At 63.6% G+C, this 16,506-nt stretch carries 13 protein-coding genes and 1 pseudogene; 6 read left to right on the forward strand and 8 right to left on the reverse strand.

Annotation, left to right across the window (positions count from 1 at the left end):
• Positions 1-126 precede the first annotated feature (126 nt).
• The 6 genes and pseudogenes from NTD80_RS14805 (at position 127) to NTD80_RS14830 (ending at position 7,445) form a co-directional block, all read left to right on the forward strand.
• The gene (locus NTD80_RS14805; protein WP_262134144.1) at positions 127-786 is read left to right on the forward strand and encodes an ABC transporter ATP-binding protein; all 660 of its coding nucleotides are present in this window, start codon (positions 127-129) and stop codon (positions 784-786) included.
• Positions 783-3,245 carry an FtsX-like permease family protein gene (locus tag NTD80_RS14810; protein WP_262134145.1) on the forward strand — a complete coding sequence of 821 codons (2,463 nt, stop codon included), beginning with the start codon at positions 783-785 and terminating at the stop codon, positions 3,243-3,245. The genes NTD80_RS14805 and NTD80_RS14810 overlap by 4 nt, the downstream gene beginning before the upstream one ends.
• Entirely contained in the window at positions 3,235-4,299 is a 1,065-nt protein-coding gene (locus NTD80_RS14815; protein ID WP_262134146.1) for a lipocalin-like domain-containing protein, read from the forward strand. The genes NTD80_RS14810 and NTD80_RS14815 overlap by 11 nt, the downstream gene beginning before the upstream one ends.
• A gap of 137 nt (positions 4,300-4,436) precedes the next feature.
• Positions 4,437-5,433: pseudogene (locus tag NTD80_RS14820) on the forward strand (hypothetical protein).
• A gap of 2 nt (positions 5,434-5,435) precedes the next feature.
• Positions 5,436-5,813, forward strand: a complete 378-nt coding sequence (locus tag NTD80_RS14825) for a hypothetical protein (RefSeq protein ID WP_201145326.1) — start codon at positions 5,436-5,438, stop codon at positions 5,811-5,813.
• Positions 5,814-5,930: 117 nt separating this feature from the next.
• The gene (locus NTD80_RS14830) at positions 5,931-7,445 is read left to right on the forward strand and encodes a hypothetical protein (RefSeq protein WP_106803305.1); all 1,515 of its coding nucleotides are present in this window, start codon (positions 5,931-5,933) and stop codon (positions 7,443-7,445) included.
• Between the two features lie 60 nt (positions 7,446-7,505).
• Here NTD80_RS14830 and NTD80_RS14835 read toward each other — a convergent pair whose 3' ends face one another.
• From NTD80_RS14835 to NTD80_RS14870, 8 genes are all read right to left on the reverse strand, one after another.
• Positions 7,506-8,603, reverse strand: coding sequence for an SMP-30/gluconolactonase/LRE family protein (locus tag NTD80_RS14835; RefSeq protein ID WP_262134147.1), 1,098 nt, complete (start codon positions 8,601-8,603; stop codon positions 7,506-7,508).
• Entirely contained in the window at positions 8,600-9,277 is a 678-nt protein-coding gene (locus NTD80_RS14840) for a sterol desaturase family protein (RefSeq protein ID WP_262134148.1), read from the reverse strand. The genes NTD80_RS14835 and NTD80_RS14840 overlap by 4 nt, the downstream gene beginning before the upstream one ends.
• Positions 9,278-9,359: 82 nt before the next feature.
• Positions 9,360-10,223 carry a LysR family transcriptional regulator gene (locus tag NTD80_RS14845; protein ID WP_065904037.1) on the reverse strand — a complete coding sequence of 288 codons (864 nt, stop codon included), beginning with the start codon at positions 10,221-10,223 and terminating at the stop codon, positions 9,360-9,362.
• A gap of 1,154 nt (positions 10,224-11,377) precedes the next feature.
• A complete protein-coding gene (locus tag NTD80_RS14850) occupies positions 11,378-12,775 on the reverse strand; it encodes an amidase (RefSeq protein WP_262134149.1) in 1,398 nt (465 codons plus the stop codon).
• Complete coding sequence (locus NTD80_RS14855) at positions 12,772-14,040, reverse strand: Zn-dependent hydrolase (RefSeq protein ID WP_262134150.1); 1,269 nt, start codon at positions 14,038-14,040, stop codon at positions 12,772-12,774. The genes NTD80_RS14850 and NTD80_RS14855 overlap by 4 nt, the downstream gene beginning before the upstream one ends.
• Before the next feature lie 13 nt (positions 14,041-14,053).
• Positions 14,054-14,749 (reverse strand): ABC transporter ATP-binding protein, encoded by a 696-nt coding sequence (locus tag NTD80_RS14860; RefSeq protein ID WP_106803310.1) that lies wholly within the window; start codon positions 14,747-14,749, stop codon positions 14,054-14,056.
• Positions 14,749-15,498: an ABC transporter ATP-binding protein gene (locus NTD80_RS14865; RefSeq protein WP_015884778.1), complete on the reverse strand. Its 750-nt coding sequence runs from the start codon at positions 15,496-15,498 to the stop codon at positions 14,749-14,751. The genes NTD80_RS14860 and NTD80_RS14865 overlap by 1 nt, the downstream gene beginning before the upstream one ends.
• Complete coding sequence (locus NTD80_RS14870) at positions 15,495-16,505, reverse strand: branched-chain amino acid ABC transporter permease (RefSeq protein WP_262134151.1); 1,011 nt, start codon at positions 16,503-16,505, stop codon at positions 15,495-15,497. Before NTD80_RS14870 ends, NTD80_RS14865 begins: the two co-directional genes overlap by 4 nt.
• Between the last annotated feature and the right edge of the window lies 1 nt (position 16,506).

Raw genomic sequence — 16,506 nt, forward strand, 5'->3', positions numbered from 1 at the left:
ACCTGACGTTTGGCCGGTAATTTAAAGTGCGGTGGGTGGGCAACCGGTGAAATCCATGTGAAAAATTTGCGTGGCCGCCATCACCAGCCGTTATTCTCGATGGCCACCCCTCACACGAGTGTTCCCATGCTGCAGGTGCAAGGTGTTTTCAAAAGCTATGCCACGCCCCAAGGCCCGTTGGCGGTGTTGGCCGGTGTCGACCTGCACCTGGCGGCGCGCAGCAGCCTGGCGCTGATGGGCGAATCCGGCAGCGGCAAGAGCACGCTGCTGCACCTGGTGGCCGGGCTCGATCGGGTGGACGGCGGCAGCATCCAGGTGGGCCAGCAGCGGCTCGACCAACTCGGCGAAGCGCAACTGGCGCATTGGCGACGCACTGAAATCGGCCTGGTGTTCCAGCAGTTCAACCTGATCGGCAGTTTGCGCGTCGACGACAACCTGGCATTCCAGGCGCGCCTGGCGGGACGCTTCGATGCCCGGTGGCAGGCGCAACTGGTGGAGCGCCTGGGCCTGGGGGACTTGCTCAAGCGTTATCCGGAACAACTCTCGGGTGGCCAACAGCAACGGGTGGCGGTGGGGCGCGCACTGGCTTCGCGCCCGGGGTTGCTGTTGGCCGACGAGCCCACCGGCAACCTCGACGAAGCCACCAGCGACGAAGTCCTGCAACTGTTGCTGGACCTGCTGCGTGACAGCCCCACCAGCCTGTTGATGGTCACCCACAGCCCGCGGATCGCTGCGCGACTGGACCGCCAGGTGGTGTTGCATCGCGGACAGGTGGTGGCGATGTGAGTGTGTTTTATTGGACGGTGCGCGCCTTGCTCAGCCATTGGCGGCGCCATCCGGTGCAGTTCTTCAGCGTGCTCACCGGCTTGTGGCTGGCCACCGCCCTGTTGACCGGCGTGCAGGCCCTCAACAGCCAGGCGCGCGACAGTTATGCGCGCGCCAGCCAGTTGATCGGCGGCGAGCCCCAGGCCAGCCTCAGTACGCCGGACGGCGCGAGTTTCCCGCAGGCGCTGTTTGCCCAATTGCGCCGCGCCGGGTGGCCGGTGTCGCCGGTGGTACAGGGGCGGGTGCAGCTCCAGGGCCACGAGGACATGCGCCTGCAACTGATGGGCATCGACCCGGTGTCGCTGCCCGGCAGTGGCGCAGTGGCGGGGCAGCGTCTGAGCCAGGCGCAAATGCTGGCGTTCTTCGATCCGCCCGGGCGTACCTGGATCGCGCCGCAGACCTTGCAGGCCCTGGGGCTGCACGCCGGTGAGCAGCCGCTCACGCTGAACGGGCAGCGCCTGCCACCGTTGCAAGTCCAGCCGGACATGGCGCCGGGGTTGTTGCTTACCGATATCGGCTTCGCCCAGCCGCTCCTGGCGATGCCCGACCGACTGTCACGACTGCTGGTAGACAAGGCGTTTGCCGCCGGCCATCCCACGCCACCTGTCGAACTGCAACTCAAGCAGGGCGAGGACAACAACCTCGCGCGCCTCACCGAGAGCTTTCACCTGAACCTCGACGCGCTGGGCTTCCTGTCCTTCGTGGTCGGGCTGTTTATCGTGCACGCGGCCATCGGCCTGGCCCTTGAGCAACGGCGCGGGCTGCTGCGCACCCTGCGTGCCTGTGGGGTGAGCGCACGCATGTTGATCCTCGGCCTGGGGGTCGAGTTGGGCGCCTTGTCGTTGCTTGGCGGTGTGCTCGGCGTCGCCAGTGGCTACCTGCTCGCGAGCTTGCTGCTGCCGGACGTGGCGGCCAGCCTGCGCGGCCTGTATGGCGCCGAAGTGCCAGGGCAGTTGAGCCTGAGTCCAGGGTGGTGGCTGGCGGGGCTCGGCTTGAGTCTGCTCGGTGCCTTGCTCGCCGGTGCCAGCAGCCTGTGGCGGGCGGCGCGCCTGCCGTTGCTGACGCTGGCCAATGCCCAGGCCTGGCACGAGGCCCACGGGCGCTGGTTGCGACGCCAGGGTTGGGTCGCGGGCACGGCCGTGCTGATCGCGGTGCTGGCGCTGTGGCTGGGCAATAGCCTGGCGGCCGGCTTTGTGCTGATGGCCGCGCTGTTGCTCGGCGCCGCCCTGGGTTTGCCGGTACTGCTCAATGCCTTGCTCAAAGCGGTACTGGGACGTAGCCGCTCGGTGCTCGGCCAATGGTTTCTCGCCGACTGTCGCCAGCAATTGCCGGCCTTGAGCCTGGCGCTGATGGCCCTGCTGTTGGCGCTGGCAGCGAATATCGGCGCGGGCTCGATGACCTCGGGTTTTCGTCACACCTTCAATAACTGGCTGGAGCAGCGCCTCACCGCCGAGCTGTACCTCAATCCCCAGACCCCGGCCCAGGCCGAACAACTCAACACGTGGCTCAAGCAACAACCGCTCGTGCAGACCGTGCTGCCGACCTGGCAGGTCGCGGTGCAATTGCAGGGCTGGCCGGCGGATCTGTTTGGCGTGGTCGATGACCCGACCTATCGCCAGCACTGGCCATTGCTGGAGGCGGTGAGTGAGCCGTGGGATCAGTTGCAGCACCACGACACGTTGATGCTCAGCGAGCAATTGGCGCGCCGGCTGGCGATCAAGCTGGGCGACACGCTGAGCATTCCTACGCCGCAGGGCGTGTGGTCACCGACGCTGGTGGGGATCTACGCCGATTATGGCAACCCCAAGGGCCACATGCTGGTCAATGCCGCACACCTGCTGGCCCACTGGCCGACGCTGTCACCGGCGCGGTTCAACCTGCGGGTGTTGCCGGCGGATGTCGCGCCGCTGGTCCAGGCGGTGCAACGCGCCTTTGCCCTGGAAGACAGCCGCATCGTCGATCAACAGCAGCTCAAGGGCTGGTCGAGCCAGGTGTTCGAGCGCACCTTTGCCGCCACCGCGGCGCTGAACAGCCTCACCCTCGGCGTGGCCGGGGTGGCGCTGTTCATCAGCCTGCTGACCCAGAGTCAAAGCCGCCTGGGCCAACTTGCGCCGCTGTGGGCGTTGGGGGTGACGCGCCGCCAATTGATGCTGCTGAACCTGGGCCAGACCTGGCTGCTGGCGGTGCTCACGCTGATCCTGGCATTGCCCTTGGGCCTGCTGCTGGCGTGGTGCCTGGATGCGGTAATCAACGTGCAAGCGTTTGGCTGGCGCCTGCCCCTGCAGGTATTTCCTTGGCAACTGGCGCAATTGCTCGGGCTGGCATTGCTCGCCACGTTGCTGGCCTCGGCCTGGCCGTTGTGGCAGTTGTACCGCAGCCGTCCGGCGGACCTGTTGAGGACGTTTGCGCATGAAGATTAAATCCTTGCTGTGGCTGGCGCTGTTACTGGTGAGCGCGTGCGACCAGGCGCCCGCACCACCGGAAAGTTTCGCCGGCCTGGGCAGCGATGCGGCGGACTTCAGCCAGGTAGTGCCGGGCAAGGTCTTCAGTTTTCCCGAGGACCATGGGCCGCATGCTGGCTTTCGCATTGAATGGTGGTACGTCACCGCCAACCTCAAGGATGCGCCGGGCAACGTGTTCGGCGTGCAATGGACGCTGTTTCGCAACGCCCTCAAGGCCGGGCCGACGCAAACCGGCTGGCAGGACGCGACAGTCTGGCTCGGCCACGCCGCCGTCACCTCAGCCACCCGCCATTACGCCGCCGAACGCTACGCCCGCGGCGGCGTCGGCCAGGCTGGCGCCCAGGCCGTGCCGTTCAACGCCTGGATCGACGACTGGAACTTCGCCAGCCGTCCCGGTGCCGTGAGCCCCTTGGCCGATATGCAACTCAAGGCCAGCGGCGCGCACTTCGCCTATGACCTGCACCTGACTTCCAGCCGCCCGCTGGTGCTGCAGGGGGATAACGGCTACAGCCGCAAATCCGACCAGGGCCAGGCCTCGTACTACTACAGCCAGCCGTTTTTCAGTGCCAGCGGCAGCGTGAGCATCGACGGCCAGGTGTATGAAGTCACGGGCCCGGCGTGGCTGGATCGCGAATGGAGCAGTCAACCCCTGAGCGCGAGCCAGACGGGCTGGGACTGGTTCTCCCTGCATCTGGACCGTGGCGAGCAGTTGATGCTGTTTCGGGTGCGGCAAACCGATGGCGGGTCCTACCTGACCGGCACCTGGATCGACCACGAAGGCCACACCCAGACCCTGCACAACGCCGATATCCAACTGGCACCGCTGGACACAACGGCCATCGACGGACGCCACATTCCCACACGCTGGTCGCTGAAGATTCCCAGCAAGCAGCTGGATATCACCACCCAGGCTGTCAACCCGAACGCCTGGATGAACCTGAGTATTCCGTACTGGGAAGGACCGGTGCGGTTTGACGGTGGGGTGGGTTACTTGGAGATGACCGGATATTAGGGTTGTTTCTGTAGGCGCTGTTTCTTCGTGAAGTAGGCAACTTCCCAAATGCAATTCGACCCACCTGCGCTTGTGTTCGGGGCGTAGGTGCTTGCTTATATTTCGACGCCATCTTCTTTGCATCTCGGATGTAGGGCATGGCGCAGAGCTATATCAACGACCGCACAACGGACTACACCCATTTGAAATCCCGCCTCATGGGCGGCGCTCCGAGCCAGCAGCGCTCCGATCATTTTGATGTGCTCAACCGTCACCTGCGCCCCGGCCTGGTCGCGCCGGGTCAATTGGTGATTATTCCCGATCCGTATAGCGTGAGCTGTTCGGGCGAGGAAGCCTGGTTGATGCGCCATGCCGAAACCGTTCGCCGCAACCTGGAAATGGATACCTCGGCGGGCAGGGAATTGATCGGCAACTATGACTTGCTGCAGAGCTTCATGGCCTACGGCTCGATGGGTATCGGCAGTGGCGACATCGGCCTGGTCGCGGCATCTGAATGAGGTGGCGCAGACCCTGGAGGACATCGAGCGGTTGCATCAGCGCCTGAAGGACGGTGCGTTGGACCGGGATGGCTTTATCAAACAGCGCCAGGCCTTGTTCCAGCGCTTGGATCTGCAACTGCAAGGCGCGGCACGGTTCGGCACGGGGTTGCAGGGCAATGAGTCGTTGAAGAAGGTGCTGGGGATTTCGACCAGGAGCTATCTGCATAAAGGCGAGATTGCGGGGTATGCACAGCGCATGCGCGAGATTGCGCAGATGTCCAAGTGGTTGGGAAACGGGACTTTCATTGGCATCGCGCTGGATGTGGGCGTGACCGGGCTGGAGATCAAGGAGGCGTGTGTGACGGGACGGGAGGCGCAGTGCAGGAGGGCTAAGTATGTGGAGACGGGGAGGTTGGTGGGGGGAGTGGCGGGGGCGGCTGTCGGGGGAAAGTATGGTGCAGCCTTCGCTCTTCGTGCTTGTCACCTATTTTTGGGTATTTCGATGAAGGGCCAAGGTGCGCTTGCGTGCGCAGTTATTGGCGGCGCTGCGGGTGGGCAGGCGGTAGGCTCTGGTCTAGGTGATGAAGGTGCCTTATTGGGTGGAAAGATCCTGGAGGTCAACGGTGATTTGATCTTCGAGCGAGAGGGGGCTTAATCGTGTCGTTTTTTCTTGCCTTCACCATTGTGCATTTTGTTGGGGCGTTTGTCGTTTTGGGGCTGGCGCTGTTTGCCGAATATACAAAACTCGACGAGGTGGAAGGTTATTTCAGTCATAACGAAAGGGTCCGCGCCAATAAGCGATTCTGGAGACGAAACCGATGGATCGACAGGCAATACCGCATGCTGTTGATGTTTGATTTCCTATCTGACTCGGCACGCTATGTGAAAGCAGGTGTTGTGACCGAGGCCGAGCTGGCGTCTGTTCCATTAGGACTGAAGCGTTGGGTGTTGTGGCCCTATTACGTTGGCTTTATTTGGGTTATCGCAACAGTCGTTTGGACTGTTTGGCGTAGATGGGCCGACATCCCCATCTGAAAGGGGCTGCATTTTTTTCATAAAAATACTGTACATCCATCCAGTCTTATCCTACATTCCATCCCAGGTGACCGGATGTCACCTGAGCTTCACTTTTTAACTATGGATGGATAAAAAATGAAATCGAAAAAAGCTCTCATGCTGGGCGCGGCCATGGCGGCCACCTGCTTTGTCTCGGCCTTTGCCCTCGCTGAACAATACCCTCACCTGGCTGCGCAAGCGGCTTCTCCCACGGTCAAGCACGGCTTGAAAAGCGCTGTGAAGATCAACGCCAACAAGGCGACGGCCGCCCTCAAGCAGCAACTGCTGGCGGGGGCCCAGCAGAAGAAACCATTGTTTGCCGCCAAGGCGAAAGCCGACTCGGTGGTCGAAGACAACACCGCGCCGGCCAGGGTGACCAAGGTACAAAAAGCCACGGCCCAGTCGGCGCCCGCCGTACAGGCCGCGCTGGTCCAGGGTTGTGAACAGACGCTGGATATCAACTCTCTCTACACGATCAATGGCGTACAAACCGGCGACCTGCTGTGCTACCACTTCAACCTGCCGCAGAAAGCGCGGATCAACGTTCTGCTGGTCAACCAGACCGCAGGCACCGATATGTCGTTGTCGCTGTTCCAGGACGATGGCCAGGGCAATCCGCTGCCCCTGGGCACTTCCAATAACCCCGGCACCGGCGACGAAAGCCTTGGCGGCGTGGTGCCGGCCGGTGACTACTACTGGTTCATGGAGGCCAACGCGGCGGTCCAGGGGTCGAGCTTTCAGTTCGGGGTTGCGGTCGATACCAACCTCGACGCCTATGAGCCCAATGACACCCCGGACACGGCCTTCCAACTGCCGGACACTCTCAACTACATCAACGGCAATGCCGACAGCCTGGATGACGTCGATTACTTCGATTTCACCGCCGTCCGTGGGCAGAGTGTCGGTATTGCGCTGACGGCCGATGCGGCCAGTGGCAGCACGCGTAACAAGTGGATCCTCGAGCGTTTCGATGGCGGCCAGTGGGTCACCGTGGGTGCCAACGTCGTGTCGACATCGATCCCCAGCCCGGGCGTCGGTGGCGTAGTCAAGGTGCGTGTGCGGCCGAACCAGCACCCCAATGAGCCGTGGAGCGCGACGGGCAAGTACAACCTGTCGTTTGGTTCCAACCCGCGGGTCAACAGCCCGGATGTGAAGGGCGAGGCGAACGTGTTGCGCATCCCGTATTCGGCCTCCAACGTGGGCTATGGCTACATGACCACCCAAGCCTATAGAGACCTGACCTGGACCATGGGCCTGTCGGACAGCACCGGTGCACCGCTGGTGGGCCTGCACCCGATCGTCTATCTCGACCAGCGGATCGACCCGGCCAACGGCGACATCGTCTACAAGGCGTATTCGGCAGCGACCGACAGCTCGGGGCAAGCCTCTGGCACGATCAATGTGGGCGCGTGCAGCGGCGGTGATTTCCAGACCACCTTTGTCGATTACTCCCAGGGCTACAACAACACCTGGCGTACCGACTTCAACTACGGCGTGTGGCGCATGGAAGTGCTGGAATACCCGGGCATCGGTGTCGGTGGCGAGAATACCCAGTTCGTCAGTTTTGGCCACCTGTGCAAGCAGACCCTGCTGAGTAGCACCAAGAGCTGAACATGATTGACTCGTAGTACCCAGGGCATACAGGCCAGGCGCCTGTATGCCCTTTTTGCGTTATGGTGCCAACGCCACCTTCAACGGCAGGCGCGCCATGCTTGTGCTCTTCAGCGAACCCAGGTACAGCCACTCGCCATACTCCCGGGCGGTGGTGATCGGCGAGTAATTGCCGGTGCTGCCATCCTGCAGGTTGGCGATGACGTTACCGTCGGTGTCCAGTCCCAGCACGAAGGCTTTGCGCTCGATCGGCTTGGGCACCACCATCAGCGCCCGCACCATGACTTTGCGCAGCCGTGGGTAGCCGGCAAAACTGTCCAGCAGTGGATTGCGCGGCGAGTAAAGTGCCACCCAGAAGCGGTCCTGGCCGTTGAAGCTGAGGTTGTCCGGCAGACCGGGCAGGTTGTCGATAAACAGATCGTGCTGCCCCGCGCGCTCGCCCTTGAGCCAATAACGGCTGATGCGATAGGCACCGGTTTCATTCACCAGTACATAGTTTTCCTCCGGCCCCAGGGCCACGCCGTTGGCGAATTGCAACTGGTCGAGCAATACCTCGGTGTTGCCGTTGCTGAAGTCATAGCGCAGCAGCCGGCCGTCGCCGCCGTGCTCGATCACTGCCTCGCCGTCCTGGCCATAACCCCAGCGGCTTGAAGCATCGCTGAAATAGGCATAACGCCCGCTGGCATCCACCGTGACGTCATCGGTAAAGCCAAAGGGCACGCCATTGGCGGCGGTGCTCAGCGACGTCAGTTGGCGATGGGCGTCGAGTGCGAGCAAGCCCTTGATCCCGTCGGCAATGATCAAGCGCCCATCCGGGTGCAGCGCCATGCCCAGCGGGCGCCCGCCGGTATTGGCCAGCACTTCCAGGCTGCGGCTGTCGGGCGAGGTACGGATGACGCGCCCATCGTGCAGCCCGCTGATCAGCAATCCCTGGCCATCCATCAGCAACGCCTCGGGCCCGTCGATGCCCTGGGCACCGATTTTCTGCACGCCCTTGAGGCGTTGGTTTTCCACGTAGGCGCCGTCCTGCATGGAGGGCGCCTTGGGCGGTGTCCAGTTCACCGGTTGCACCTTGGTGGGCATCAGCAGCAGAAACGCGATCACGACCAGCAGCAACACAAACAACAGATGACGCAGTTTTCTGGGACGGGTACTCATGACGATTCCTGGTTGTCGTGGGGGCCGGGCTCCCAGTACAGGGTGCCGAACAGGTAATCCATCAGCGGCATGACGATATTGAAGTTGCGCCCCTGCATCAGCTCGCGGCGGTGATGCAGCGCGTGCAGGCGGTGCATCTGGCGAATCCACGGCAGGCGCGCGAGCGGGTGCTCGACAGGCAAGTGCTCGCAGGCGTGGAACACTTCGTACAGCAAGTAGCCGAGAATCATGCAGCCGGCAAACAGCCCGGCGACGTTGGGACTCAGTTGCTTGAGCAGCCACCAGGCGGGCAGCGTGATTGCCAGGCTGTGCAGCACGATCAGCCAGGCCGGGAACAGGATTACGCGCCAGTCCCTGGGGCTGTCGTAGGTCATGTGCCCGGGGGTGAAGAAACTGTGGTGATCGCCGGTGTGGCGGGCGTAGAACAAGCGGGCGAGGGCGTGTTTGTGGTGGCCGAGGTGACGGTGCACGAGGTAGATGCACAGGTTGAAAAACACCAGGGTCAGGGGAATAGTCAGCCACTGGAGCGCGGTGATGTTTTCCGTGGAAGACCAGGCCAGGGTGATGCACAACGCCCCATAACCGAGGACGAAGCTGGCGTGCAGCCAGGGGTTGTAAAGGGGGCTGACGGCCGCGCGGTAACGTGCGCGGAAGGTCTCGGTGGGATGGGGCATGGCGGGCAGCTCAGGGTTTTTTTATTGGAAACTGAGCTTAGTTGGTGCGCGCGAATGTGCGAGTTTTTGCCCCGTGCGCGGGTTAAATCAAGGGGTCCCAGCGTTGCGACCAGTCACTCTCGGCCTTGACCACGTCGCGCAGCAACGCCAGGGCCTGTTGCAGCACTGCCGAATCGCGCGCCCGCGAATACACCACGAAGGTCGGGAAGTTGAATTCCGGGGCCTTGGGCACGCGCTGCATCACGCCGCTGTCCAGGTAGCTTTGCACCACCCGCGTGCGGAAGTAGCCGGCGCCGCCATTCTCCAGGATGTACTGCAACGCCAGCGGCCCGAGGTTGAAACTCAGCGCGGCACGGGCGCGGTCGGGCAGGGCGGCGTCATGCTGCTGGCGAAAGCCCGGGCCCCAGTCGATGTAGACGTACGGGTCCGGCTTGCTCACCAACTGCACCAGGATGAGTTTTTCTTCCAGCACCTGCTCGACCTGCAGCCCAGGCCAATATTGGGGTTGGAAGACCAGCGCGGCATCGAGTACACCGAGTTCGAGTTGGCGCAGCAGGTATTCGCCCTCACGCACTTCGGTGCGCAGCGCGTGCCCAGGGATCTGCTCACGCAGGGCCTGGGCCCAACCGAGCATCAGTGGGTTGCACAGGCTCACTTCACCGCCGATATGCAGCACGTTGCGATAGCCATCGGGCAACGGCAGGTCACGCCGCGCGGCTTCCCAGGTTTGCAGCAGCTGGTTGGCGTACACCACAAAGGCCTCGCCGTCGGCGGTCAGGCGCGCACCGGCGCGGTTGCGGATAAACAGCGTGCTGCCCAACTGGCTTTCCAGGCTCTTGACCCGCGCGGTGATGGCGGTCTGGGTAACGTGCAGCTTCTCGGCCGCGGCGGCGAGACTGCCGCAGCGGGTGATTTCGAGGAAAGTGCGTGCCAGTTCGATGTCCATGAAGCCCCCGGGAATGAATGGGGCACAGTGTAATGGAATGCGATCAAGACCGGGGGCGGGTGCCCACTACAGCTTCCACAGGGGATTGGCGGTGTAGCCCTTATTTCAATCCCCTGTGGCATCGCAGCAGCCGGCGCGACGAAGCTCAAGTGTGGGAGTTGTCGAGCCCTGGCGAGGCTGCGAAGGCGGTGGTATTGCTGGCATTTTCTTCGCCTGGCACACCGCTTTCGCAGCCTCGCTAAAGCTCGACAACTCCCACAGGGAATTGGCGGAGTCGCGCTTATTTCAATCCCCTGTGGCATCGCAGTAGCCGGCGCGACGACGCTCAAGTGTGGGAGTTGTCGAGCCCTGGCGAGGCTGCGAAGGCGGCGGCATTGCTGGCATTTTCTGCGCCTGAGACACCGCTTTCGCAGCCTCGCCAAGGCTCGACAACTCCCACAGGGGATTGGCGGTGTGGCCCTTATTTCAATCCCCTGTGTGATCGCAATATCCGGCGCGACGCAGCCCAAGTGTGGGAGTTGTCGAGCCTTGGCGAGGCTACGAAGGCGGTGGTATTGCTGGCATTTTCTTCGCCTGGCACACCGCTTTCGCAGCCTCGCTAAAGCTCGACAACTCCCACAGGGGGTTGGCGGTGTCGGCCTGATTTCAATCCCCTGTGTGATCGCAATATCCGGCGCGACGCAGCCCAAGTGTGGGAGTTGTCGAGCCTTGGCGAGGCTGCGAAGGCGGCGGTATTGCTGGCATTTTCTGCGCCTGAGACACCGCTTTCGCAGCCTCGCTAAAGCTCGACAACTCCCACAGGGGGTTGGCGGTGTGGCCCTGATTTCAATCCCCTGTGTGATCGCAATATCCGGCGCGACGACGCTCAAGTGTGGGAGTTGTCGAGCCCCAGCGAGGCTGCGAAGGCGGCGGCATTGCTGGCATTTTCTGCGCCTGAGACACCGCTTTCGCAGCCTCGCTAAAGCTCGACAACTCCCACAGGGGATTGGCGGTGTGGCCCTTATTTCAATCCCCTGTGGCATTGCAGTAGCCGGCGCGACGCAGCCCAAGTGTGGGAGTTGTCGAGCCTTGGCGAGGCTACGAAGGCGGCGGCATGGGCGATACAGGGGTTGGCTGACCTGCCACCCCCGAAAGCCCCCTCAGTTGAGTCCACTTCAGGTCTGCGGCGCTTGCAAGTGCGGTGTGGGGAACGCTTTGGCGTACACCTGGCAGACCTTCAGTACCTGTTCATCGGCAAAGCGCGCGCCCACCACATGCAACCCTACCGGCAGACCATTCGCCGCCAGCCCGCATGGCACGGATGCCGCCGGTTGCTGGGTCAGGTTGAACGGGTAGGTAAACGGCGTCCACTCCATCCATGCCTGCATCCCGGAACCCGGCGGCACGTTGTGCCCGGCGTCGAACGCGGTGATCGGCAGCATCGGCGACACCAGTATGTCGTAATGCTCATGGAACGCAGCCATCTTCGCCACCAGCGCCGCGCGGGCTTCGAGGGCGTCGTTGAAGTCGCCAAGGCTGAGCTGTTCACCGCGTTGTGCGATGCGCAACAGACCGGGGTCCAGCAGCTGTTTTTGCGCATCACTCATGGCGCCGGTCAGGCGCGCGGCACCGGCGGCCCACAGGGTATTGAACACTTCCAGTGGGTCGCTGAAGCCTGGATCGATCTGCTCGACATGGGCGCCCAATTGCACCAATCCCTCGACTGCCTGGGCCACGACCTTGGCAACCTGCGGATCGACCTCCACATAGCCGAATGTCGGGCTATAGGCCACGCGCAACCCTTTGAGGTCCGCAGCGCCCGTCAACCAAGGCGTGGTCCGCGGCGCGCCGATCAGGCCGTCCCGCGCGTCCGGCTGGGCGATGGTCTGCAGCATCAACACGCTGTCTTCCACGGTGCGGGTCATCGGCCCCAGGTGCGACAGAATCGTCATGGAACTGGCCGGCCACTGCGGCACATAACCGAACGTCGGCTTGATCCCGAAAGTGCCGGTAAACGCGCACGGAATCCGGATCGAGCCGCCGGCATCGCTGCCCTGGTGCAATACGCCGAGGTTCAACGCCGCCGCTGCACCGGCGCCGCCGGACGAACCGCCCGCCGTGGTGCGTGTGTCCCACGGGTTGCGCGTGATGCCGTACAGCGGGTTGTCGGTCACGCCTTTCCAGCCGAACTCCGGGGTGGTGGTCTTGCCCAGCAGCACGGCGCCGGCCTTGCGCATCAAGGCGGAAAACGGCGCGTCGACGTCCCACGGCCCTTCGGCGGATGAGGTGCGCGAGCCCTTGCGGGTGGGCATGCCGATTGTCAGCGTGAGGTCCTTGATCGACGCCGGTACACCGTCCAGCGCGCCGCAGGGCTGGCCCTTGAACCAACGCTGCTCCGAGGCTCGCGCAGCCTGCAGCGCGCCTTCGGGGTCGACGTGGCAGTAGGCGTTCACCACCGGGTTGTAGCGTTCGATACGCAGCAGGGCGTCCTCGGTGACGTCCACCGGTGATAAGGTCTTGTCGCGAAAATGCTGCAGCAGTTGCACCGCTGTCAGTTGGCCCATCTCACTCATGCCCGGTCCCCCTGTGCCGCATTGACCATGGCGCGCAACAGCACCGCGCAGCCTGCCGCGAGGTCATCCGGCGCGGCGTTTTCGATTTCGTTGTGGCTGATACCGCCTTCGCACGGCACGAAAATCATCCCGGCCGGGCCGAGTTCGGCGACGAAAATCGCGTCATGCCCGGCACCGCTGACGATGTCCATGTGGCTCAAACCCAGCGCGCCTGCCGCGTCACGCACGGCATTGACGCATGCCGGGGCGAAGTCCAGGGGCGGGAAGTCGGCGGTCGGCGTCAGCTCGAACGTCAACCCATGCCGGGCCGCGCTGGCTTCGATCACGCTGCGCACTTCATCGACCATCGCTTGCAGCTTGTCCGCATGCAGGTGGCGCAAGTCGAGGGTCATGTGCACCTGGCCGGGAATCACATTGCGCGAGCCGGGGTGCAGGCTCAGGCAGCCGACGGTGCCACAGGCGTGAGGTTGCTGCTGGTGAGCGATGCGGTTGACCGCGCTGACCACCTCGGCGGCGCCGACCAGGGCGTCCTTGCGCAGGTGCATCGGCGTCGGGCCGGCGTGGGCTTCGACGCCGGTGAGGGTCAGGTCGAACCACTTCTGGCCCAGGCAACCCATCACCACGCCAATCGTGGTGGCCTGGTCTTCCAGCACCGGGCCCTGTTCGATATGCGCCTCGAAATACGCCCCCACGGGATGGCCGAGCACCGCACGGGACCCGGCATAGCCGATGCGCTGCAGCTCGGCGCCCACCGACAGGCCCTGGTCGTCGAGCTTGTCGAGCGTGTCCTGCAGGTCGAATTTCCCGGCAAACACCCCGGAGCCCATCATGCAGGGCGGAAAGCGCGAGCCTTCCTCGTTGGTCCAGACCACCACCTCGATCGGCGCCTGGGTTTCGATGTTGAGGTCATTGAGGGTGCGGATCACTTCCAGCCCGGCCATCACCCCGTAGCAGCCGTCGAACTTGCCACCGGTAGGCTGGGTGTCGATATGGCTGCCAGTCATCACCGGCGCCAGGGCCGGGTTGCGCCCAGGGCGACGCGCAAAAATATTGCCGATGGCGTCGACACTCACGCTGCACCCAGCGGCCTCGCACCACTGCACAAACAAGTCGCGGGCCTGGCGATCGAGGTCGGTGAGGGCCAGGCGGCACACGCCGCCCTTGACCGTGGCGCCGAGCTGGGCGAGGTCCATCAGCGATTGCCACAGGCGGTCGCGATTGATCAGTGGGGCATTGCTCTGGAGCGGTTGCGCAAAGCTATTCATCAGTGTTCTCCGGTCAGGCGCTCAGGGCCAGGTAGCGATTCTTGATGGTCGGGTCGGCGCGGAAGGCGGCGGCGCTGCCCTCGTAGACCACGCGGCCCTGTTCGAGCACGTAATGGCGGTCGGCGAGCTTGTCGCAGACCATCAGGTTCTGTTCCACCAGCAGCACGGGGAGGCCGTCGTCCTTGACCTTGCGCAGGATCTTCACCAACTCGTCGACGATCACCGGGGCGAGGCCTTCGGTGGGTTCGTCGAGGATCAGCAGCTTGGGATCGTTGAGCAGGGCGCGGGCGATGGCGAGCATCTGCTGCTCGCCGCCGGACAGCGCGTGGCCGGCGTTTTTGCGCCGCTCCTTGAGGCGCGGGAACATGCCATAGACGTCTTCCAGCTGCCAGCGGCTGGTCTTGCGCGCGGCGATGCGCAGGTTTTCCTCGACGGTGAGCAGGCGGAAAATCCCGCGGTTCTCCGGCACCAGCGCCAAGCCCTGGCGCGCGATTTCAAAGATCTTCTGGCCCACCAGTGCCTGGCCATTGAAGTGAATCTGGCCCTGGCGCGGGCAGATGATCCCGAGAATGCTGCGCAGCGTGGTGGTCTTGCCGGCGCCGTTGCGCCCCAGCAGCGTCACCAGCTCGCCGGGGTTGACGGTCAGCGACACGCCTTCGAGCACGTGGCTCTTGTCGTAGTAGGAATGGATATTGTCGACGATCAGCATCAGGCAGCCTCCCCAAGATAAGCCGTGCGCACACGTTCATCGGCCCGCACGAATTCCGGCGTGCCTTCCACCAGGATCTGTCCGTGGCTCATCACCGTGATGCGTTGGCTGATCGACATGACGATGCTCATGTTGTGTTCGATCAGCAGCACCGTGTGGTCGCGGCCGAGGTCGCTGATCAGCTGGGTCATGATCGGAATGTCATCGATGCCCATGCCCGAGGTGGGCTCGTCGAGCATCAACAGTTTCGGTTTCGAGCAGATCGACATGCCCACCTCCAGCACGCGTTGCTGGCCGTGGGAAAGCTCGCCGGCCAAGGTGTCGGCACGCGCGCTGAGCTGCAGGCGCTCGAGCACCTGGTCGGCCATCTCCAGGTGTTCGCGCTTGCTGTCGACCCGGCGCCAGAAGTTCAGTGCGCGGGCACCGTCGCGGCCTTGGGCGGCCAGGCGCAGGTTCTCGCGCACGCTGAGGTTCTGGAACAGGCTGGTGAGTTGGAACGAGCGCGCCATGCCCAGGCCGACGCGGCCGTGGGCGGGCTTGCGCATCAGGTTCTTGCCATCGAAGTGGATTGCGCCGGCAGTGGCCTGGCGCTCACCGGTCAAGCAGTGAAACAGGCTGGTCTTCCCCGCGCCGTTGGGGCCGATGATGGTGTGGATGGTGCCGGCTTCGACCTTGAGGTTCACGCCATTCACCGCATGGAACGCGCCGTAGGCCAGTTCCAGGTCTTTGGTTTCCAGCAGGATGCTCATAGCACTTCCTCCTTGGTGACGACAGCGGCCTTGCGCGGGCCTCGCACCTTCTCGAACAGCGACGCCAGGCCTCCCCACAACCCACCGCGCATGAAGATCACCACCAGGATCAGGATCACCCCCAGCAGCATCAGCCAGCGAGGCCACAGGTCGGAGAGAAAATCCCCCAGCAGCACGATGGAACCGGCCCCCAGCAATGAGCCGAACAGCGAGCCGGTGCCGCCGACGATGGTCATGATCAGGATGTTCTCGGACATCGCCAGGTCGATATTCGACAGCGGCACGAAGTGCAGCAGCATCGCGTACAGCGCGCCGGCGATGCCGGTGACCGCGCCGGACAGCACGAACACCAGGATCTTGAAGTGGCGGGTGTCGTAGCCGATGGCCGAGGCGCGGGTTTCGTTTTCGCGGATCGCCATCAGCGTGCTGCCGAATGGCGAAGCGATCACCCGGCGTGCGCCGATGAAGATCAGCAGGAACAGCACCGCGACAAACCCATAGAACGCACGGGCATCGGCCAGCGACAGCAGCACGGTGTCGCCGAGGCGGATTTCCGGGCGCGGCACGCTGAGCAGGCCGTTGTCGCCACCGGTCCAGTCGCTCAAGGTGTAGGCCACGAAATAGGCCATCTGGCTGAACGCCAAGGTCAGCATCACGAAATAGATGCCGGTGCGCCGGATCGCCAGGGCGCCCACCAGCAAGGCCAGGAAGCCACCGGCCATGGCAGCGCCGAGCAACGCGGTGAACAGGCCCAGCTGCAGATGAATCATCAGCAGCGCCGCGCAATAGGCGCCGGCGCCGAAGAAGATGCCTTGGCCGAACGACAGCAGTCCGGTGTAGCCGAGCAACAGGTTGCAGGCGAGGGCGGCCATGGCAAAGATCAGGATCTCGGTGGCCAGGGTCGCCGAGGGCAGCACCAGGGGCAGGCCGATCAGCACCGCGAGTACCCACAGCAACATGGCTTTGGATTGGGTCTTGGCAAACGGCAGCGGATTTTTCTCGCTCATC

It is taken from the genome of Pseudomonas sp. 13B_2.1_Bac1 (assembly GCF_025466155.1).
Lineage (GTDB): Bacteria > Pseudomonadota > Gammaproteobacteria > Pseudomonadales > Pseudomonadaceae > Aquipseudomonas > Aquipseudomonas aylmerensis.